Raw genomic sequence first — 19,563 nt, 5'->3', positions numbered from 1 at the left:
TCCCGACGCCCGGATCGCCCCCACGCCGAGATCGTCCCCACGCCGGGACGATCCGGCCGCGGTATCACCGAACGCCTGTGGGCCCACCCGTCAGCAGCTTTACCCAAAGCCATTCCATCGGGTGACGGCTCGGCCATCCGGATGACGTCCGCCGAGGCCCCAACTAGGGTGCGGCGCAAGCGTTCCGGCACTTGGCCCACCGGCATTGCGATGTCGGTGACGGGTGCCACAGTGGGGGAGTGACCAACACCGTCGCGGGGGCAGAGGGGGTGACGTCCAGCCGTGTCCGGTACCGGTTCGGTTGAGGAGCTGGGTGCGCACGCAGCGCGGGCCAGGGCCGTGGGGGGGGGGGGGGGGGGGGGGGGGGGGGCGGGGGGGGGGGCCCCGGGGGGGGGGGGGGGGGGCGGGGGGGGGGGGGGGGGGGGCGGGGGGGGGGGGGGGGGGGGGGGGGGGGGGGGGGTGCGGGGGGGGGGGGGGGGGGGGGGGGGGGCCCCCCCGCCCCCCCCCCCCCGGGGGGGGGGGGGGGGGGCCCGCGCCGGGGGGGGGGGGGGGGGGGGGCCCCCCCCCCCCCCCCCCCCCCCCCGCGTGGGTCAGTCATCGACGGACCGTCAGACCCCGTGCCCGTCCTGGATGACGAGCGGTGCTTCGCCGATGGTCGTGAGGCCTCCGTCGGGGCCCCCACCGACCACGGCGCCCGTGCTCTTCTTACCGCGCCGCAGCCGGCCCTCGAGCCAGCTCGCGAACGACGTCAGCGCGAAGTTCAGTGCCATGTAGATCAGCGCGACGATCGTGAAGCACGCGATGGTGTTCGCCCCGTAGTTCGCGCTCATCGGGCGGACCGACGCCAGCAGTTCGGGGAAGGTGAGCACCGCGCCGCCGAGTGCGGTGTCCTTCACGATGACGACGATCTGGCTGACGATCGCGGGCAGCATCGCGGTGACCGACTGCGGCAGCAGCACGTACCGCATCGTCTGGCCCTTGCGCATGCCGATCGCCTTCGCGGCGTCGGTCTGACCGCTGGGGAGGGAGAGGATCCCGGCCCGCACGATCTCGGCGAGAACCGAGGCGTTGTACAGCACCAGGCCCGTGACGACCGCGTACAGCAGCCGGTCCTCCGTGGCGAGGGTCGTGAACTCGGCGTACGCGGCGTTCGCCGTGATCATCAGGATCAGGACCGGGATCGCGCGGAAGAACTCCACGACGACGCCGGACGGCATGCGCATCCACCGGTGGTCGGAGAGACGGCCGATCCCGAAGAGGGCGCCGAGCGGCAGGGCGATCAGCAGGGCGAAGAACGCGGCCTTGAGCGTGTTCTGGAGCCCGGGCCAGATGTACGTCTCCCACGGCTGCGGGCTCGTGAAGAACGGCTCCCACTTGACCCAGTCGAGCTGGCGCTTCTCCTGGAGGCTGCTGAACACCCACCACGCCGCGGCCGCGAGTGCCACCACGAAGACGACGGTGTACAGAACGTTGCGCTGCTTGGCACGGGGGCCCTGAGCGTCGAAGAGGACGGACGTCGTCATCGCTTCACCGCCACCTTCTTGCTCACCCAGCCGAGGAGGAGGCCGGTCGGGAGGGTGAGGCAGATGAATCCGAACGCGAAGACGGCGGATATGAGGATCAGTTGGGCTTCTGCTTCGATCATCGACTTCATCAGGGTCGCCGCTTCGAGGACGCCGATCGCCGCGGCGACCGTGGTGTTCTTGGTCAGCGCGATCAGCACGTTGGCCAGCGGGTTGACGACCGCGCGGAAGGCCTGCGGGAGGATGACCAGCCGGAGGACCTGGGTGAAGCTGAGACCCAGCGCACGCGCGGCCTCGGCCTGACCGGCCGGCACCGTGTTGATGCCCGAGCGCAGCGCCTCGCACACGAAGGCGGCGGTGTAGAGGGTCAGCGCGAGCACGGCGAGGCGGAAGTTGATGACCTCGAAGTTGTCTCCGCCTCCGAGCGTGACCTGCAGGGTCTGGAAGAGGCCCAGCGACGCGAAGACGATGATGACGGTCAGCGGGATGTTACGGATGACGTTGACATAGGCGGTTCCGAAACCGCGCATCAGGGGGACCGGGCCGACCCGCATACCGGCCAGCAGCGTTCCCCATATGAGGGAACCGAGGGCGGAGTAGACGGTGAGCTTCACCGTCACCCAGAAGGCCCCCAGTAGGTCGTAACCTTCAAGAAAGTCGAACACGATCTCCCGTGCTTCCACGTGTGGGGAGGGCTCGGTGCGCCGCCTCGGCGGCGGCGCACCTCGTCAGCCCGGCTTCGGACCGTCCGGAGTGGGGAGCCCTACTTGACGACGTCGCCGATCTTCGGCGCGGGGTCGTTCTTGTAGTTGGCGGGGCCGAAGTTGGTCTCGACCGCCTTGTCCCACGAGCCGTCCGAGACCATCTTGGTGAGCGCGGCGTCGATCTTCTTCTTGAGGTCGGCGTCGCCCTTCTTCAGGCCGATGCCGTAGTTCTCGTTGGTCATCTTGAAGCCGGCCAGCTTGAACTTGCCCTTGTGGGCCTCCTGCGCCGCGTATCCGGCGAGGATCGAGTCGTCCGTCGTCAGGGCGTCGACGGCCTTGTTCTCGAGGCCGGTGAGGCACTCGGAGTAGCCGCCGTAGTTCTGCAGCTGAGCCTTCGGGGCCAGCTTCTCCTTGACGTTCTTCGCGGAGGTCGAGCCGGTGACCGAGCAGAGCTTCTTGTTGTTCAGGTCCTCGGGCGACTTGATGGAGGCGTCGTCGGCGCGGACGAGGACGTCCTGGTGCGCGAGGAGGTACGGGCCCGCGAAGTCGACCTTCTGCAGGCGCTCGTCGTTGATGGAGTACGTCGCGGCGATGAACTTCACGTCGCCGCGCTCGATCGCGGTCTCGCGGTCGGCGCTCTTCGTCTCGACGAACTCGATGTTCTTGGCGTCGTAACCGAGCTCCTTGGCGACGTACGTGGCGACGTCGACGTCGAAGCCGGTGAACTTGCCGTCGGGCGTCTTCAGACCGAGACCGGGCTGGTCGATCTTGATGCCGATCGTGATCTTCCCGCCGCCGCCGGAGCCGGCGGCGTCGTCCTTGTCTTCGGAGCCACAGGCGGTGGCGGTGAGGGCGAGAGCGAGCACGGCGGCGGACGCGGCGGTGACCTTGCGAAGCTGCATGTTGGGATTCCTCGGGTTGACGCGATGTGAGTGTTCAGCCGGCACGGGACCAGCCGTGCGGATCAGTGGTGAAGGATCTTCGACAGGAAGTCCTTGGCCCGGTCGCTGCGCGGGTTGCTGAAGAACTGGTCCGGCGTGGCCTCTTCGACGATCTTTCCGTCGGCCATGAAGACGACCCGGTTGGCCGCCGAGCGGGCGAAGCCCATCTCGTGGGTGACGACGACCATCGTCATTCCCTCCCGGGCCAGCTGCTGCATGACCTCGAGCACCTCGTTGATCATCTCCGGGTCGAGCGCCGACGTGGGCTCGTCGAAGAGCATGACCTTGGGGTCCATGGCCAGTGCCCGGGCGATCGCGACGCGCTGCTGCTGGCCACCGGAGAGCTGCGCCGGGTACTTGTCCGCCTGGGCGCCCACACCCACGCGGTCGAGCAGGGCCCGCGCCTTCTCCTCGGCGAGCTTCTTCTCCGTCCTGCGGACCTTGAGCTGGCCCAGCATCACGTTCTCGAGCACCGTCTTGTGCGCGAAGAGATTGAACGACTGGAAGACCATGCCGACATCGGCACGCAGCCTGGCGAGCTCCTTGCCCTCCTGGGGCAGCGGCTTCCCGTCGATCGAGATCGCGCCCGAGTCGATCGTCTCCAAGCGGTTGATCGTGCGGCACAGCGTGGACTTCCCGGACCCGGAGGGCCCGATGACTACGACGACCTCGCCGCTGGCGATGGTCAGGTCGATGTCCTGGAGCACATGCAGCGCGCCGAAGTGCTTGTTGACGTTGCTCAGTACGACAAGGTCGTCTCCCGCTGGTGCGGCATCCTCGGCGGCCTTGGTCACTGAAACTCCGCTCATCGGCTTCTTGCTCCGTCCTCCTCGGTTAGGGAAGGACCCTAGTGACGCAGTGCTACCAGCGTCATTACATCTGAGCGGAAATTGAGCATAACGATCCGGCCGCAACCGGACACACGGCGTGAAGGGGGCGTCACGGGGCGCTCGGAGGCGTACCGGGTGGGTAACGGAAACCCGGTGGTAACGGGCAGGGACTTGACTGGCGTACCGGTCATCGGCGTGGATGCCCTGGTAGGGAAATGACGTGAATCGCCCCTGCACGGGAAGGTCCGCCGGGCTGAACACCGGTGGACCGTCACGCACGGTCCCGGCCGTCATGAAGAGAAGCGAAGCACCTTGAAAAGACACGAGGCGGTGAGGAAGCCATGAGACTGCTGCTCGTCGAGGACGACGACCACGTCGCGGCCGCCCTCTCCGCCGTGCTCGCCCGGCACGGCTTCCAGGTCGTCCACGCCCGCAGCGGCGAAGAGGCACTGCACGCGCTCCTGCCGGCCGACAAGGAGCCCTTCGGGGTCGTACTCCTCGATCTCGGCCTGCCCGACCAGGACGGTTACGAGGTCTGCGGGAAGATCCGCAAGCGCTCGGCGATCCCGGTCATCATGGTGACCGCGCGGTCCGATGTCCGGTCGCGGATCCACGGCCTGAACCTCGGCGCCGACGACTACGTCGTCAAGCCGTACGACACCGGCGAGCTCCTGGCCCGTATCCACGCCGTCGCCCGGCGCAGGACGGCGGCCGAGGACACCGGGCCGACCCCGCTCGCGGCGCTGCGGGTCGGGCCGGTCCGCATCGAGCTGCCCACCCGCAGGGTCAGTGTCGACGGCCAGGAGGTCCAGCTCACCCGCAAGGAGTTCGACCTGCTCGCGCTGCTCGCGCAGCGACCGGGCGTGGTCTTCCGCCGGGAGCAGATCATCAGCGAGGTCTGGCGGACCAGCTGGGAGGGAACGGGACGCACGCTCGAGGTACACGTCGCGTCGCTGCGCTCGAAGCTGCGGCTTCCCGCGCTGATCGAGACCGTACGGGGCGTCGGCTACCGGCTCGTCCCCCCGCCGGCCTGAGGACGTCTGACTCCCCGTGCACACCCGCCTGCTCCCCCTGCTCATCGTCCTGATGGCCGCCGTGCTTCTCGCCCTCGGCTTCCCGCTGGCCGTGCGGGTGGCCGCCGCCGAACAGCAGCGCGTCGTCATCGACCGGATCGACGACACGGCGCGTTTCGGCGCGCTGGCCCAGTTCGTCAGCGAGGACGCCCTGAGCACCGACGAACGTCAGCGGATCCTGCAGACCGAACTCGAGGCGTACGACTCGGTGTACGGCATCAGGGCCGGCGTCTTCTACCGGGACGACAGAGCTCTCGCCAAGGCCCCCGCCTCCTGGACCCTGCCCGCCGAGGGAGAGGGCCGGGAGGCCTTCCAGGAAGCGCTCCTCGGCCGTCGCTCCCACGACCCGCCCCAGGTCTGGCCCTGGCAGACCGGCCGGATAGTCGTCGCCTCCCCGGTCGTACGGGACGGAGACGTGGTCGCCGTCGTCGTGACCGACTCGCCCACCGGCGACATGCGGTCCCGGACCCTGCGCGGCTGGCTGCTCATCGCCCTGGGAGAGGCCGTGGCGATGCTGGTGGCGGTCGGGGCGGCGTTCCGGCTGACCGGATGGGTGTTGCTGCCCGTACGGGTCCTGGACGCGGCGACCCACGACATCGCGAGCGGCCGGATGAGGTCGCGGGTCGTCGCGTCCGGCGGACCGCCGGAACTCAGGCGCCTGGCCCGCTCGTTCAACGAGATGGCCGACAACGTCGAGGACGTGCTGGAGCAGCAGCGGGCCTTCGTCGCCGACGCCTCGCACCAGTTGCGCAACCCGCTGGCCGCCCTGCTGCTCCGGATCGAGCTCCTCGCTCTCGAACTCCCCGAGGGCAACGAGGAGATCGCCTCGGTCCGTACGGAGGGCAAGCGCCTCGCCCAGGTGCTCGACGACCTGCTGGACCTCGCGCTGGCCGAGCACGCCGCGGCGGACCTGCGGCTCACGGACATCGCCGCGCTCACCGGCGAACGGGTCGCCTCATGGCGCCCGCTGGCCGAGGCGAAGGGGGTCCGGCTGACGCTGGGCGGGTCGCCGGCGGTGACCGGCTGGGCGGATCCCATAGCGCTGTCCAGCGCGCTGGACGCCGTCATCGACAACGCCCTGAAGTTCACGCCGGAGGGCGAGGAGGTCCGTGTCACGGCCGGATCCGACGGCGAGGACACCCGGGTCGTGGTCACGGACCGCGGTCCCGGTCTCACGGAACAGGAGCTGGAGCGTGTCGGCGACCGCTTCTGGCGCAGCGGCCGGCACCAGAACGTCAAGGGATCCGGGCTGGGACTCTCGATCTCGCACGCGCTCCTCGCGGCGGGCGGCGGGTCGATCGGCTACGACACCCACGAGCCGCACGGCCTGCGGGTGACGGTCACCGTGCCGCGCAACCCTCCGCACGCGTGAGTCCCGCTCCGGCCCGTCAGGGCTTGGCCGAGCGGTAGTAGCGCCTGGCCCCTTCGTGCAGCGGCAGCGGATCCGTGTAGATCGCCGTGCGCAGGTCCACCAGCTGCGCCGAGTGCACCTCGCGGCCGATCCGGTCCCTGCTGTCGATCACGGTCCGGGTGAACGCCTCGGTCGTCAGCGGATCCATCCGGTCCGTGGTGATCAGCAGGTTGGAGACCGCGACCGTCTGCACCGCCTGACCCTGCTGGGCGTCGGGGTAGGCGTCCGCCGGCATCACGGCCGAACGGTAGTAGCGGGTCGAGCCGCCCACCGCCTGGAGCTCGCTGATCAGCGGTTCGTCGAGGGGCACCAGCCGGATCGCGAACTTCTCCGAGAGGTCCTGCACAGCGCCGGTCGGCAGCCCGCCCGACCAGAAGAAGGCGTCCAGCCGGCCGTCCGCCAGCCTCTCCGGCATGGTGTCGATGCCGGCGTGGACGGGAGTGATGTCCGTGGTCGGATCGATGGCCGCCGCCTTCATCAGGCGGTCCGCGACGAGGAGGACCCCCGAGCCCCTCTGGCCCACGCCGACCCGCTTGCCCCGCAGGTCGGCGACCGTGCGGATCCCGGAGTCCCTGGGCACGATCAGCTGGACGTAGTCGTCGTACAGCCTGACGCAGCCGCGCAGCCGGCCGGCGCCCGGCTTCCGGCCCTGCCGGTAGGTGGCGACGGCGTCTGCGGTGGCGATGGTGAAGTCGGCCTTCCCCGTCGCGACCCGCTCGATGTTCTCCTGGGAGCCCTCGCTGGTCCGCAGCCGTATCGACACCTTGGGCATGTCCTTGGCCAGCGCGCCCTCCAGCCGCTGCCCGTAGCGCTGGTAGACCCCGCTGCGTACGCCGGTGGAGAACGTGAGCGAACCGCTCGGTTCCTCCTCCCCGATCGGGAGGACCCACCACAGCAGCAGCCCGAGCACGACCACGGCGGCGACGCCCCCCTGAAGGGTGCGTCGCCGGCCGAAACGGGACAGTGCGTGCAGCATGGCGCGATCCTGCCATTCCCCGGCCCGTACTGGCCAGGGCGGTCACGTCACGTGCCGGTGCCGGGACGGGGCGTCGCCACCGGACCGGACAGGCCGCCCGTGCCGGTCATTCCGGGGGCGTCGGGGTGTCGGGGCCCTGGAACATGGTCTGGATGTCCATCTCCAGCTGGATCGTCGGCCCGACGATGGCGATACCGCGGGCGAGCATGTTGCGCCAGTTGAGGGTGTAGTCCTCGCGGTGCAGCTCGCCCGTGGCCCGCGCCGCACAGCGCAGCTCCTCGCCGTAACCGCCGTTGACGGCGCCCAGGTACGTCGTGTCCAGGGAGACGGAGCGGCTGACACCGTGCATCGTCAGCCCGCCCTGGACGGTCCAGTTGTTTCCGCCCCGGTACACGAAACGCCTGCTGGCGAAGTGGATGTGCGGGTAGTTCTCCACGTCGAGGAAGTCCGCCGACCGCAGATGGCCGTCCCTGGTCTTGTTGCCCGTGGTGATGCTCGACGCGTCGATACGTATCTCGACCTGGGAGTCCTCGACGTTGGGAGCGATCCGGACCCCGCCCTCGAAGGTGGTGAAGCGCCCGTGCACGTTGGCCATGCCGACGTGCCGTGCAATGAAACGGATCGCGGTGTGCGGAGGGTCGAAGAGCCAGGTGCCGGGGGCCGGGGGTTCCAGCTGCCGGGCGACGTCCAGCTGCACCCGGTCCATCGACAGGGTCTCGCCCGCGGCGATACCGAAGGTCCAGCTGGCCGGCTGCATGCCTTCGGCGGTCATGAGCAGGCGGTAGTCGCCGGGCGGCAGTGCGGCGACGAACATGCCGTAGAGGTCGGTGGTGCCCTTCGCGACCGTCCGGGCGGAATCCTGCGCGCTGATGGTGATCTCGGCGCCGCCGAGAGGCTGTCCCATCGGGTCGATGACCTCGCAGGTGACGGTTCCGGCCCCAGGGGGAACGGGAAGAGCGAATCTCGCACCGCCGCTGGAGGCCGCCCTGGATCGCCTGCCGCGGAGGAGAGAGAGGACCATGACATGCACCTTTCGAGCGTGGAAGGTCAGCATAGGAACAGACCGGAACGAGGCATTCAACGGCCCCCCGGGCCCCTTCCGGCGCAACCGGCTCCGGTCCCGCGCCGGGCCGAGAGGGCCGGGCGGATCCGTAGCGTTCCGCGCGCCGACGAGGGGCGGACGTCCGTGCCCGGCCCGGGCGGTGTGCTCCGGCGGCTGCCGCTCGCGTCCTGCCGCGGCTCCGGCGTAGGGGCACGCCCCGGCCAGCGCCTACCCTTGTCACATGACCAGCGGCAACCGGAGCGAAGCAGTGGACGTCCAGAAGAGCTACGAGGTACGCACTTACGGGTGCCAGATGAACGTCCACGACTCCGAACGCTTGTCGGGGCTCCTGGAGGGCGCCGGATACGTGCGCGCCCCCGACGGCTCCGACGGCGACGCCGACGTCGTCGTCTTCAACACCTGCGCCGTGCGTGAGAACGCCGACAACAAGCTCTACGGCAACCTCGGCCGCCTCGCCCCGATGAAGACGAAGCGCCCCGGGATGCAGATCGCCGTCGGCGGCTGCCTGGCGCAGAAGGACCGCGACACGATCGTCAAGCGCGCCCCCTGGGTGGACGTCGTCTTCGGCACGCACAACATCGGCAAGCTGCCGGTGCTGCTGGAGCGCGCCCGTGTCCAGGAGGAGGCGCAGGTCGAGATCGCCGAGTCCCTGGAGGCGTTCCCCTCGACGCTGCCCACCCGCCGCGAGTCCGCCTACGCCGCGTGGGTGTCGATCTCCGTCGGCTGCAACAACACCTGCACCTTCTGTATCGTCCCGGCGCTGCGCGGCAAGGAGAAGGACCGCCGCACGGGCGACATCCTGGCCGAGATCGAGGCCCTCGTGGCCGAGGGCGTCAGCGAGATCACCCTGCTCGGCCAGAACGTGAACGCCTACGGCTCCGACATCGGTGACCGAGAGGCCTTCTCCAAGCTGCTGAGGGCGTGCGGCGCGATCGACGGTCTGGAGCGCGTGCGGTTCACCTCGCCCCACCCGCGCGACTTCACCGACGACGTGATCGCGGCGATGGCCGAGACGCCGAACGTCATGCCCCAGCTGCACATGCCGATGCAGTCGGGCTCGGACACGATCCTCAAGGCCATGCGCCGCTCGTACCGCCAGGAGCGCTTCCTCGGCATCATCGAGAAGGTGCGCGCCGCCATGCCGGACGCCGCGATCTCGACCGACATCATCGTCGGCTTCCCCGGGGAGACGGAGGAGGACTTCGAGCAGACCATGCACGCCGTGCGCGAGGCCCGCTTCGCGAACGCCTTCACCTTCCAGTACTCCAAGCGCCCCGGGACCCCCGCCGCGGACATGGAGGGGCAGATCCCGAAGGAGGTCGTGCAGGAGCGCTACATGCGCCTGTCGGCCCTCCAGGAGGAGATCTCCTGGGAGGAGAACAAGAAGCAGGTCGGCCGGACCCTCGACGTCATGGTCGCGGAGGGCGAGGGCCGCAAGGACGGCGCCACGCACCGCCTGTCGGGCCGGGCTCCCGACAACCGGCTGGTCCACTTCACCAAGCCGTCCCAGGACGTGCGTCCCGGGGACGTGGTGACGGTCGAGATCACCTACGCCGCCCCGCACCACCTGCTCGCCGAGGGCGCACCGCTCGGCGTCCGCCGCACCCGCTCGGGAGACGCGTGGGAGAAGCGCACGTCGGCTCCCGCCCCGCAGCCCGCGGGCGTCATGCTGGGGCTGCCCGGCATCGGCGCCCCGGCGCCGCTCCCCGCGGCCGCCACCCCGGGGTGCGGCTGCGACTGAGTACGCTGACCGGCATGCTTGTCGCTGCCGCTGTCTGCCCCTGCCCGCCGCTCCTGGTTCCCGAGGTGGCCGCGGGAGCCGGGCCCGAACTCGACGCCGCGAGGAACGCGGCCCTCGACGCGCTGGGCGTACTCGCGGCCGCGCGGCCGGATCTGCTGATCGTGGCCGGGCCCGCGGGGGCGGAGGATCCGGGTTCCTTCCCCCCGGGATCCGCCGGCTCCTTCGCCGGGTTCGGCGTCGGTCTGACGGTGCGGCTGGGGAAGCGGCCCGTGGGGGCGTCCGCCCCGGAACGCCCGCTCCCGGCGTCCCTCGCCGTGGGCGCCTGGCTGCTGGACCGCGCCCGGTGGGGCGGTGCCCCGGTCGAAGGACTCGGTGTGGGGGAGAGGCTCCCGGCCGGAGAGTGCCTGCGGGCCGGGGCGGACCTGGCGGCCAGGGCGGAGCGGGTCGCCCTGCTCGTCATGGGAGACGGCAGCGCCTGCCGCACGGTCAAGGCCCCCGGCTACCTCGACGAGCGGGCGGCCGGCTTCGACGCCGAGGCGACGCGCGCCCTGGGCGACGCGGACGTGGCCGCGCTCAGTGCTCTGGACGAGTCCCTCGCGTACGAACTGAAGGTGGCGGGCCGTGCGCCCTGGCAGGTGCTCGCGGGCGCGGCCCGGGGCGCGAACCTGGGTGGCCGGCTGCTCTACGAGGGCGCCCCGTACGGCGTGGGCTACGCCGTCGCCGCCTGGTCGTGAAGCCTCCTGTTTCGAGGAACAGCAGGTGAAGAGCCCCTGCCGGCGGTGACCACCGCCCGGTCGTGAGCCCCGTCGGTGCGTGTGACCGGGACGTGCGAGGGCCGTGGAGCGAAGCCGCTCCACGGCCCTCGATTCCGTCGGCGCCCGGCTCAGGTGGCGGGCGGCGGAGGCGGAGTGCCGCCCTCGTTCTTGTTGCCCAGGCGGTCGACCGCGTCCTTGGCCTTCTGCGTGCCGGACACGATCTTGTCGCTGTACTTGCCCTTGGTCCTTTGGTCGACCGTGCGTGCCGCCTTGTCGAGGCCCTGGTCGATCTTGCCCCCGTGCTGCTGCGCGAGGTCGCCGACCTTCTCCTTGGCCGGGGCCAGCTTGGCCTTCAGGTTGTCCAGGAAACCCATGGGTCACCTTCCGTGCTGGGGGACTGTTGTCACATTTTACCCGTCTGTGAGCAAACATGCGTCACTCGCCGTGTCCGTCCGCGCGTGGCCTGAAACGGCCGGGGCGGGTTCCGGAGCGGCCCGGGCGACGCGGCACCGGTCGGTGCACGCCCCGGAGTTTGGGAGACTGTCCCGGTGAGAAGACCAGCTCCCGCCCCCCGTGTCATCACCGTCGTCGGTCCCACCGCCGCCGGAAAGTCCGATCTGGGTGTGTTCCTCGCCCGGCAGCTCGGTGGCGAAGTGGTCAACGCCGACTCCATGCAGCTCTACCGAGGCATGGACATCGGCACCGCGAAGCTGACTCTCCCCGAGCGTTCGGGGGTGCCCCACCACCTGCTGGACATCTGGGACGTCACCGAGGCCGCGAGCGTCGCCGAGTACCAGAGGCTCGCCCGCGCCGAGATCGACCGGCTGCTGGCCGAAGGGCGGACGCCCGTCCTGGTGGGCGGCTCCGGTCTCTACGTGAAGGGAGCCGTCGACGCGCTGGAGTTCCCCGGGACGGACCCCGAGGTGCGCGGCAGACTCGAACAGGAGCTGACGGAGTACGGCTCCGGCGCCCTGCACGCACGGCTCGCCGCGGCGGACCCCGCAGCGGGCCGCGCCATCCTGGCCAGCAACGGGCGCCGTGTCGTCCGCGCCCTGGAGGTCATCGAGATCACGGGCAAGCCCTTCACGGCCAACCTCCCGGGCGACGAGGCGGTCTACGACGCCGTCCAGATCGGCGTGGACGTCGAACGCCCCGAGCTCGACGAGCGGATCAGCACCCGGGTGGACCGGATGTGGGACGCCGGCCTGGTGGACGAGGTGCGCACGCTGGAAGCCCGGGGCCTGCGCGAGGGGCGGACCGCCTCCAGGGCGCTCGGCTACCAGCAGGTGCTCGCGGCACTCGCGGGGGAGTGCACCGAGGACCAGGCGCGCGCCGAGACCGTACGCGCCACCAAGCGCTTCGCGCGGCGTCAGGACTCGTGGTTCCGGCGCGACCCGCGCGTCCGGTGGCTGAGTGGTGCCGAGGAGCAGCGCGGAGAACTCCCGCACCGTGCGCTGGCGTTGGTCGAACGAGCGGTCACAGCCTGATCGCATGACAGGGGAACGACGGCGTCACGGGAACCCCCGTCGCCGCACCGAAACAGGTCGGCGAGAAGCTCGGATGCTGTGCGAGGTTCGATGTGATCCCCGGTTCCGGAGGGACGCGTGACGACACGGCGGCAGCGGGAGATCGCCGCGATCTCGAACGGCTCGCCCCTGTTCGGCGCCTCGCACTCGTCAGCGCCTTGACCGCCTTCGACGAGGCGGGCGGAGAACCGGCTGTGCCGACGCAGGACGACAGCGCTCTGCGCCCGTCTGGCCGGGCGGACCTGTCGACGGGTCACGGGACTGAGCTTCGTCGTGGGTCATGGGGTCCGCGTGACTGCTCGGATCTGGCAAGGAAGCACGCGATACGTGTCGGCATCCAGGCAGTGCCGAGAGCGCGGTCGGGGCTTCATCATGTGCTGGCGCCGGCCGCAGCGCCCGATCCGGGCGGGCCTTCCAGGACCGACGGGAAAGGGGCTGCTTGAACATGCGTGACCGGGGCCGTGGGCGCGAACCTGTTCCTGGTCTCGCAGCCCACCTCAGGTCGACCCTGTGGGGGCCCGCCGAGTTCGTCGGCCTCCCAGGGGCGGGCCTTCTGACGCATGGGCTGACCGTGGGGATCCTCGGCGTCATCGTGATCACCGGCGCGGGCGTGGTGGGCATGTGGGCCGGCCCCTCGATGCTCCGTAGCGGTGAGGCCGGGTTGGTGACCGTCGCCGCGTTGGTGCTGTATCTGACGGTTCTGCGGGCGGGGCGCGTCCTCGTCGGACTCGTCGGCGTGCTGGGTGTGTGCCTCGCCCTGGCGGTCCCCCAGGCTGCTGCTGGACGGGCGTTGGCCAACCGTGGTCAGGAGCAGTCGGCCCAGGTCACGTCCGTCGAGAGCAGGGGGCACGATCCGCGCCGCTTCCTGTGCGAAGTGGACCCTGACGGACCAGGTGTGTCCCCGCCCACGAAGATCTGGAGAGGCTGTACCCGTTCCACCGATCCGGGTGATGTGCTCACGGTGTTGTACGACCCGACCGGCCGCATACCGGTCAGGGGCATGGCGCAGCCCGGTGAGCAAACGGCTTACGAGGTACAGCTGATCGCTCTCGCCCTGCTGCTCGCCGGAGGAACGACGCTCGCGGTCGTGCGGTCCTTCCGGTTCTCACTGCCATGACGAACGCTCCTGGCCGGGCCCGGGCGTTGCTCCGTTCCTCGCCTTCCGCCACCCAGGATCCCCCACTGTTCGGCTGCGGTCCTCGGGGTGCCCCCGTGGTCTTCGCGGAGCTGGGTCAGGCGCTCGACGGCGGCGTCCTGGTGGGGAAGCCGGACTCCTCCGCCTGCTTGCCCCGGGTGTCGCGGAGGCGGACCGCGCAGGGGTGCGAGCGGCTCGACGGCCGACGGCACTCGCAGGGCGTGGAAGGAGCTCCCCACACCCCGCGCAAGCTTGTTCGACGGCGTTTCTCCTCCCGGTCGGCCGCGCCCGGCCAATCGGGCGCTGACCTGGGGCTATTACTGGCCCCTCGCTGACTCGCCGACCAGCGGTACGTGTCTGACCTGCGCAAACCCAGAAGCGGGGCTGTAACAGCCTGATCACGTGATGGCATCGGGAAGCCCCGCCAGTCATTTCGGCGGTCGTGAGCGTGCCATCATCGAGCATCGATCGACCAGTGGAGTCCGAGTTGGGAGGGCGCGTGGCGATGGAGGCCGGCCCTCGCGACACAGACCGAGACGCACCGGGTGCGCGGCACGAGGCAGGACGCCTGAGCCCTGACGGGCCGGACGAGCTTGTCGTGACCCCCGAGGTCGAGGTCGAGCTCCGCCCCGCACGCCGTCTGCGCATCTGGCAGCTCGCGCCCATCGTGGGCCTGGCGGCTGTCGGCTCCCTCATGTTCGCCTTCCCGCTCGCCTTCGAGTTCGGCGGCGGCGGCGCCGTGGTGGCGATGCTGGGACTGCTCATCAGCGGCTGCGCCGCGGGCTGGGGCATGATGGCGGCGCGCCGCGTGGGTCACACCTGGCCCGGCCTGCCGGGCAGGGGATCGGACGAACGCCCCGACTGGCGGGTGATCACGCTGTACGTGGCTGTGTGCGCCGCACTGGTGGCCCTGGCCGTCTGGCGCGTCGCCCGGCTCCGCTGATCCGCCGGCCCTCCTCGCACCCGGATCCGCGGCCTGACGGCGGAGCCTCGTACAGTTGCCTCGTGAGCACTTCGCAGATCAGCTTCCTCAAGGGCCACGGCACCGAGAACGACTTCGTGATCGTTCCTGACCCGGACAACGCCCTCGACCTGCCCGTTCCCGTCGTCGCGCGGCTCTGCGACCGCCGGGCGGGCATCGGCGGCGACGGGCTGCTGCACGTCGTGCGGTCCGCGGCGCACCCGGAGGCCCGGGCCATGGCCGAACAGGCCGAGTGGTTCATGGACTACCGCAATTCCGACGGTTCGACCGCCGAGATGTGCGGCAACGGAGTGCGTGTCTTCGCCCACTACCTGCAGCGCGCCGGACTGGTGGCAGAAGGCGATCTGGCCGTCGCGACCCGGGGCGGGGTCAAGCGGGTGCACATCGCCAAGGACGGCGACATCACGGTCTCCATGGGGAGCGCCGTGCTGCCGGAGGACGGGGTCACGGTCACGGTCGACGGCCGTAGCTGGGCCGCCCGCAACGTGAACATGGGCAATCCCCACGCCGTCGCGTTCGTCGAGGATCTGGCACACGCCGGAGAGCTCCGCTCCGTACCGCCGTTCAGCCCGCAGTCCGTCTATCCGGACGGAGTCAACATCGAGTTCGTCGCGGACCGCGGGCCGCGGCACGTCGCCATGCGTGTCCACGAGCGCGGATCCGGCGAGACCCGCTCCTGCGGCACCGGCGCCTGCGCCGTGGCCGTAGCGGCCGCACGCAGGGACGGAGCGGACCCCGCGCGGACCGGTGACCCGGCCACGTACACCGTGGACCTGCCCGGTGGCACCCTGGTGATCACCGAGTACCCGGACGGCGGGATCGACATGACAGGGCCCGCGGTGATCGTCGCCGAGGGTGTGATCGACCCCGCCTGGCTCGAAACGATGATCGGTTAGAGCTTCGCTCGAATGGGTGATCCGTTTCACGCTGAGCGAGAGCGGGACTGCGCCACGTGGTGGGGTCGATAGCATCAAGCACCGGCCCGGGGGTGTATCCGCACCCCTCCACCGCCGGTCGACGCTGCCGGAGGTGCCCCATGAGCGCAGAGGCCACCAATCCAGGTGCTCCCCTTCGCAAGCGCGGTCGTCCACGGATCGACCTGCGCAGGCTGGGCCGTGTCGCCCTGCTCGGGCCGGTCTCCCGGGACCGGCTGCCCGACGCCATCGGGCATGTCGCAGAAGCCCACCGCGCGCACTACCCGGACGCCGACCTCTCCATCCTGCGCAGGGCCTATGTCCTGGCCGAGACGTCCCATCGCGGTCAGATGCGCAAGAGCGGCGAGCCCTACATCACGCATCCGCTGGCCGTGACCCTGATCCTCGCCGAACTCGGTGCGGAGACCACGACCCTGACGGCCTCGCTCCTGCACGACACGGTCGAGGACACCGAGGTGACCCTCGACCAGGTGCGGGAGGAGTTCGGCGACGAGGTCTGCTATCTGGTCGACGGGGTCACCAAACTGGAGAAGGTCGACTACGGCGCCGCCGCCGAGCCCGAGACCTTCCGCAAGATGCTCGTCGCCACCGGCAACGACGTCCGGGTCATGTCGATCAAACTGGCCGACCGGCTGCACAACATGCGGACCCTGGGCGTCATGCGTCCCGAGAAACAGGCCAGGATCGCCAAGGTCACCCGCGACGTGCTCATCCCGCTCGCCGAACGCCTCGGCGTGCAGGCCCTCAAGACGGAGCTCGAAGACCTCGTCTTCGCGATCCTGCACCCGGAGGAGTACGAGCGCACCCAGGCCCTCATCTCCGCCTGGGACGGTGCGCAGGAGCCGCTCACGGAGATCGCCGACAGCGTCAGGAAGACACTGCGCGAAGCCGGCATCAGCGCCGAAGTGCTCATCAGGCCGAGGCACTTCGTCTCCGTCCACCGGGTGCGGATGAAACGCGGCGAGATGCGGGGAACCGACTTCGGACGGCTGTTGGTGCTGGTCGGGGAGGACGCCGACTGCTACGCCGTCCTGGGGGAACTGCACACCTGTTTCACCCCGGTGATCTCCGAGTTCAAGGACTTCATCGCCGCCCCCAAGTTCAACCTCTACCAGTCGCTGCACACCGCGGTCGTCGGTCCCGAGGGCGCCGTCGCTGAAGTCCTGATCCGGACCCACCGGATGCACAAGGTGGCCGAGGCGGGCGTCGTCGCGCTCGGGAACCCGTACACCCAGGACGGCACCACCGCCGCGCACCACCCCGAACCCGCCGACGGGGAGCGCGCCGACCCCACCAGGCCGGGCTGGCTCTCCCGCCTCCTGGACTGGCAGGAGTCCGCCACCGACTCCGACACCTTCTGGGCCACCCTGCGCGCCGACCTCGCGCAGGACCGTGAGATCACGGTCTTCCGCACCGACGGAGGGACGCTCGGGCTCTCCGCCGGCGCCAGCTGCGTCGACGCCGCCTACGCACAGTACGGCGAGGAGGCGCACGGCTGTATCGGAGCCCGTGTCAACGGCCGCCTGGCCACCCTCAGCACCGTCCTGAACGACGGCGACACCGTGCAGCTGCTGCTCGCGCAGGACGCGTCGTCCGGCCCCTCCCCGGAGTGGCTCGACCACGCGCGCACCCCCGCCGCCCGGATCGCGATCACCGCATGGCTCGACGCCCATCCCGACGGCGCGCAGGGGACCAACAAGAGCCGCCCCGACGCACCGAGGGCACAGACCCAGCCCGCCGACGACGCGGCGGGAAGCCGGGGAAGGGCCGGCGGCAGGGCTCCGAGCGTGGCCGTCGAGGCCCCGGGGGCACCGGTCCGGCTCGCCGGATGCTGCACCCCCGTCCCGCCCGACGGCATCGTCGGGTTCACCGTGCGCGGCGGTGCCGTGACCGTGCACCGCGAGGAGTGCCCCGCCGTGGCCCGGATGCGAGCGATCGGGCGGGCGGCCGTAGCTGCCCGCTGGAGCGACCCGGGCGACTGGAGCGGCACCGCCGACTACCGGGTCACCCTCGTCGCCGAGTCCTTCGGACGGCCCCGTCTCCTCGCCGACCTCACCGAGGCCATCGCGACGGCGGACGCGGCCATCGTCTCGGCGACGGTCGAGCCGCCCAGCGAGCAGCGCGTCCGGCACACCTACACGCTGCAACTGCCGGACGCGGCCGGACTGCCGGGCCTCATGCGGGCGATGCGCGACGTACCCGGTGTGTACGACGTGAGCCGGGCCCAGCAGACCGCCGCCACGGGCTGACAGCCCCCGCTGCCCGGCCCTCCATGCCGCGCCTCGGCGACCCCGTTCGGGTGGTGCGGCGCGCGCCGCACCTCCGTGGACGGTGCGCGCTGGTAGCCGTAGTGCATGCCGCTCACCTCCCGCCGCCTGCGCGCCGCTCTGCTGGCCACCGCGTCGGTCACCCTCGTCGCCGCCACTCTGCCCGCACCCGAACCGCTCGGCATCGGCGACCGCCTCTTCCCCCACCTCGGCAACCCGGGCTACGACGTCCTCGCGTACGACATCTCGCTCACCTACAAGGGCAGCAACACCAAGCCGCTCGACGCGGTCACCACCATCGACGCACGGACCACCGCGCCCCTGGACCGGATCAACCTCGACTTCGCCCGGGGCACCGTCCGCGGCGTCGAGGTCGACGGGCTGTCATCGGAGTACGTCACCGCGGGCGAGGACCTGGTCGTCGACGCCCCCGTCCCGCTTCCGGCCGGAGTGCCGGTGCGGATCACGGTCCGGCACACGAGTGATCCCACGGGGGACAAGTCCAACGGGGGCTGGGTCCCCACCGCCGACGGTCTCGCGATGGCGAACCAGGCCGATGCCGCGCACCGGGTCTTCCCCGGCAACGACCACCCCGCGGACAAGGCCTACTTCACCTTCCGGGTCACCGCCCCGAAGGAGTACACCGTGGTGGCGGGCGGGCTCCCCGCCGGAAAGCGGCACCACGACGGCGCGACGACCTGGAGCTACCGCACCGAGCACCCGATGGCCACCGAACTGGCCCAGGTGTCCATCGGCCGCTCCGCCGTCCTGCGCCGCACCGGACCGCACGGGCTGCCGCTACGCGACGTGGTGCCCGTGGCCGACCGCGAGAAGCTGGAGCCCTGGCTGAAGAAGACCCCGGCGCAGCTGGCCTGGATGGAGAAGCAGGTCGGGCCGTACCCCTTCGAGACGTACGGACTGCTCGTCGCCGACACGGAGACCGGCTTCGAGCTGGAGACCCAGACCCTCTCGCTCTTCGAACGCTCCCTGTTCACCGGCACCGGGTACCCCGAGTGGTACGTCGACTCGGTCATGGTGCACGAACTCGCCCACCAGTGGTTCGGCAACAGCGTCTCCCCGCGGTCCTGGTCCGACCTGTGGCTCAACGAGGGACACGCCACCTGGTACGAGGCCCGTTACGCCGAGGAGCACGCGAAGAAGCCGCTGGAGCGCCGGATGCGCGAGGCCTACGCCCGCTCCGACACCTGGCGCGCCGCGGGCGGCCCGCCGGCCCGCCCCGACGTCCCCACCCCCGACCACAAGATCAGCCTGTTCAGGCCCGTCGTGTACGACGGGAGTGCCCTCATCCTGTACGCGCTGCGCGAGGAGATCGGCGAGGCCGCGTTCGGCCGTCTGGAGCGGAGCTGGGTGCGCGGGCACCGCGACGAATCGGCGACCACCCAGCAGTTCACCACCCTGGCCTCCAGCATCGCGGGACGGGACCTGACCGCGTTCTTCGACGGCTGGCTGTACGGCAGGAAGACCCCGCCGATGCCGGGCCATCCGGACTGGCGCAGCGAGACACCCCGCAAGGCCACGGGCGCACAGAGCTCCGCGCGGGCGCCGAAACCCGAGTGACGAGCCGGGCGCGAACATGCCACTATCGACGCGTCGGCACGGCGGCCGGCCGGACGGTCTCCCCCCGGGGAATCTTCCGGCAGGGTCACGCGTTGTGACTGACGTATCGGACTGCTATCGACG

The 19,563-nt window shown here is 70.8% G+C and carries 17 protein-coding genes; 10 read left to right on the top strand and 7 right to left on the bottom strand.

Going from position 1 to position 19,563, the window contains the following annotated elements; genetic code table 11:
* Window positions 1-608 precede the first annotated feature (608 nt).
* The 4 genes from ACIRJR_RS01590 to ACIRJR_RS01575 all read right to left on the bottom strand — a co-directional run bounded on the left by ACIRJR_RS01590 (window position 609) and on the right by ACIRJR_RS01575 (window position 3,977).
* Window positions 609-1,523, bottom strand: a complete 915-nt coding sequence (locus ACIRJR_RS01590; protein WP_403772161.1) for an amino acid ABC transporter permease — start codon at window positions 1,521-1,523, stop codon at window positions 609-611.
* Entirely contained in the window at window positions 1,520-2,188 is a 669-nt protein-coding gene (locus tag ACIRJR_RS01585) for an amino acid ABC transporter permease (RefSeq protein WP_403772158.1), read from the bottom strand. The genes ACIRJR_RS01590 and ACIRJR_RS01585 overlap by 4 nt, the downstream gene beginning before the upstream one ends.
* A 98-nt stretch (window positions 2,189-2,286) precedes the next feature.
* Window positions 2,287-3,129 carry a glutamate ABC transporter substrate-binding protein gene (locus ACIRJR_RS01580; protein WP_403772156.1) on the bottom strand — a complete coding sequence of 281 codons (843 nt, stop codon included), beginning with the start codon at window positions 3,127-3,129 and terminating at the stop codon, window positions 2,287-2,289.
* A gap of 62 nt (window positions 3,130-3,191) precedes the next feature.
* A complete protein-coding gene (locus tag ACIRJR_RS01575) occupies window positions 3,192-3,977 on the bottom strand; it encodes an amino acid ABC transporter ATP-binding protein (RefSeq protein ID WP_365887535.1) in 786 nt (261 codons plus the stop codon).
* A 362-nt stretch (window positions 3,978-4,339) separates the two neighbouring features.
* Here ACIRJR_RS01575 and ACIRJR_RS01570 point away from each other — a divergent pair, with 362 nt between their 5' ends.
* Both ACIRJR_RS01570 and ACIRJR_RS01565 read left to right on the top strand, forming a co-directional pair.
* Window positions 4,340-5,032 carry a response regulator transcription factor gene (locus tag ACIRJR_RS01570; RefSeq protein WP_403772152.1) on the top strand — a complete coding sequence of 231 codons (693 nt, stop codon included), beginning with the start codon at window positions 4,340-4,342 and terminating at the stop codon, window positions 5,030-5,032.
* 16 nt (window positions 5,033-5,048) lie between these two features.
* The gene (locus ACIRJR_RS01565) at window positions 5,049-6,443 is read left to right on the top strand and encodes an ATP-binding protein (protein WP_403772150.1); all 1,395 of its coding nucleotides are present in this window, start codon (window positions 5,049-5,051) and stop codon (window positions 6,441-6,443) included.
* Between the two features lie 16 nt (window positions 6,444-6,459).
* Here the strand turns inward: ACIRJR_RS01565 and ACIRJR_RS01560 are convergent, their stop codons facing one another.
* Together ACIRJR_RS01560 and ACIRJR_RS01555 are read right to left on the bottom strand one after the other, a co-directional pair.
* A complete protein-coding gene (locus ACIRJR_RS01560; protein ID WP_403772147.1) occupies window positions 6,460-7,458 on the bottom strand; it encodes a TAXI family TRAP transporter solute-binding subunit in 999 nt (332 codons plus the stop codon).
* Between the two features lie 106 nt (window positions 7,459-7,564).
* Window positions 7,565-8,479, bottom strand: coding sequence for a YceI family protein (locus ACIRJR_RS01555; protein ID WP_403772143.1), 915 nt, complete (start codon window positions 8,477-8,479; stop codon window positions 7,565-7,567).
* A 262-nt stretch (window positions 8,480-8,741) separates the two neighbouring features.
* Between ACIRJR_RS01555 and miaB the strand changes: the two genes are divergently transcribed.
* Window positions 8,742-10,262 carry a tRNA (N6-isopentenyl adenosine(37)-C2)-methylthiotransferase MiaB gene (miaB, locus tag ACIRJR_RS01550; protein WP_403772141.1) on the top strand — a complete coding sequence of 507 codons (1,521 nt, stop codon included), beginning with the start codon at window positions 8,742-8,744 and terminating at the stop codon, window positions 10,260-10,262.
* A gap of 14 nt (window positions 10,263-10,276) precedes the next feature.
* A complete protein-coding gene (locus ACIRJR_RS01545; protein ID WP_403772138.1) occupies window positions 10,277-10,996 on the top strand; it encodes a class III extradiol dioxygenase subunit B-like domain-containing protein in 720 nt (239 codons plus the stop codon).
* A gap of 149 nt (window positions 10,997-11,145) precedes the next feature.
* On the opposite strand, the gene ACIRJR_RS01540 is transcribed toward ACIRJR_RS01545, so the two are convergent.
* A complete protein-coding gene (locus ACIRJR_RS01540; protein WP_403772135.1) occupies window positions 11,146-11,391 on the bottom strand; it encodes an antitoxin in 246 nt (81 codons plus the stop codon).
* Window positions 11,392-11,565: 174 nt separating this feature from the next.
* On the opposite strand from ACIRJR_RS01540, the gene miaA reads away from it, so the two are divergent.
* From miaA to ACIRJR_RS01510, 6 genes are all read left to right on the top strand, one after another.
* Window positions 11,566-12,504, top strand: coding sequence for a tRNA (adenosine(37)-N6)-dimethylallyltransferase MiaA (gene miaA, locus ACIRJR_RS01535; protein ID WP_403772132.1), 939 nt, complete (start codon window positions 11,566-11,568; stop codon window positions 12,502-12,504).
* Between the two features lie 484 nt (window positions 12,505-12,988).
* Complete coding sequence (locus ACIRJR_RS01530) at window positions 12,989-13,660, top strand: hypothetical protein (RefSeq protein WP_403772129.1); 672 nt, start codon at window positions 12,989-12,991, stop codon at window positions 13,658-13,660.
* A 523-nt stretch (window positions 13,661-14,183) separates the two neighbouring features.
* Window positions 14,184-14,621, top strand: coding sequence for a hypothetical protein (locus tag ACIRJR_RS01525; RefSeq protein ID WP_403773741.1), 438 nt, complete (start codon window positions 14,184-14,186; stop codon window positions 14,619-14,621).
* A gap of 62 nt (window positions 14,622-14,683) precedes the next feature.
* Window positions 14,684-15,556, top strand: coding sequence for a diaminopimelate epimerase (dapF, locus tag ACIRJR_RS01520; RefSeq protein ID WP_403772126.1), 873 nt, complete (start codon window positions 14,684-14,686; stop codon window positions 15,554-15,556).
* 140 nt (window positions 15,557-15,696) lie between these two features.
* On the top strand, window positions 15,697-17,844 hold the full coding sequence (locus tag ACIRJR_RS01515) for a RelA/SpoT family protein (RefSeq protein ID WP_403772123.1): 2,148 nt from the start codon (window positions 15,697-15,699) through the stop codon (window positions 17,842-17,844).
* Window positions 17,845-17,949: 105 nt separating this feature from the next.
* Window positions 17,950-19,440 (top strand): M1 family metallopeptidase, encoded by a 1,491-nt coding sequence (locus tag ACIRJR_RS01510; RefSeq protein ID WP_403772120.1) that lies wholly within the window; start codon window positions 17,950-17,952, stop codon window positions 19,438-19,440.
* Window positions 19,441-19,563: the final 123 nt, after the last annotated feature.

The sequence above is a fragment of the Streptomyces sp. NPDC102402 genome, from assembly GCF_044765765.1.
GTDB lineage: Bacteria > Actinomycetota > Actinomycetes > Streptomycetales > Streptomycetaceae > Streptomyces.
The sequence above is the reverse complement of the archived record's forward strand: the minus strand, read 5'-3'. Positions and strand labels throughout refer to the sequence as shown.

Coding starts and splice junctions, on each gene's coding strand:
- ACIRJR_RS01590 (WP_403772161.1), bottom strand. CDS start 1,523: ATGACGACGTCCGTCCTCTTCGACGCTCAGGGCCCCCGTGCCAAGCAG.
- miaB (WP_403772141.1), top strand. CDS start 8,742: ATGACCAGCGGCAACCGGAGCGAAGCAGTGGACGTCCAGAAGAGCTAC.
- ACIRJR_RS01525 (WP_403773741.1), top strand. CDS start 14,184: ATGGAGGCCGGCCCTCGCGACACAGACCGAGACGCACCGGGTGCGCGG.
- ACIRJR_RS01515 (WP_403772123.1), top strand. CDS start 15,697: ATGAGCGCAGAGGCCACCAATCCAGGTGCTCCCCTTCGCAAGCGCGGT.
- ACIRJR_RS01580 (WP_403772156.1), bottom strand. CDS start 3,129: ATGCAGCTTCGCAAGGTCACCGCCGCGTCCGCCGCCGTGCTCGCTCTC.
- ACIRJR_RS01510 (WP_403772120.1), top strand. CDS start 17,950: ATGCCGCTCACCTCCCGCCGCCTGCGCGCCGCTCTGCTGGCCACCGCG.
- ACIRJR_RS01530 (WP_403772129.1), top strand. CDS start 12,989: ATGCGTGACCGGGGCCGTGGGCGCGAACCTGTTCCTGGTCTCGCAGCC.
- ACIRJR_RS01575 (WP_365887535.1), bottom strand. CDS start 3,977: ATGAGCGGAGTTTCAGTGACCAAGGCCGCCGAGGATGCCGCACCAGCG.
- ACIRJR_RS01570 (WP_403772152.1), top strand. CDS start 4,340: ATGAGACTGCTGCTCGTCGAGGACGACGACCACGTCGCGGCCGCCCTC.
- ACIRJR_RS01545 (WP_403772138.1), top strand. CDS start 10,277: ATGCTTGTCGCTGCCGCTGTCTGCCCCTGCCCGCCGCTCCTGGTTCCC.
- ACIRJR_RS01540 (WP_403772135.1), bottom strand. CDS start 11,391: ATGGGTTTCCTGGACAACCTGAAGGCCAAGCTGGCCCCGGCCAAGGAG.
- ACIRJR_RS01560 (WP_403772147.1), bottom strand. CDS start 7,458: ATGCTGCACGCACTGTCCCGTTTCGGCCGGCGACGCACCCTTCAGGGG.
- ACIRJR_RS01555 (WP_403772143.1), bottom strand. CDS start 8,479: ATGGTCCTCTCTCTCCTCCGCGGCAGGCGATCCAGGGCGGCCTCCAGC.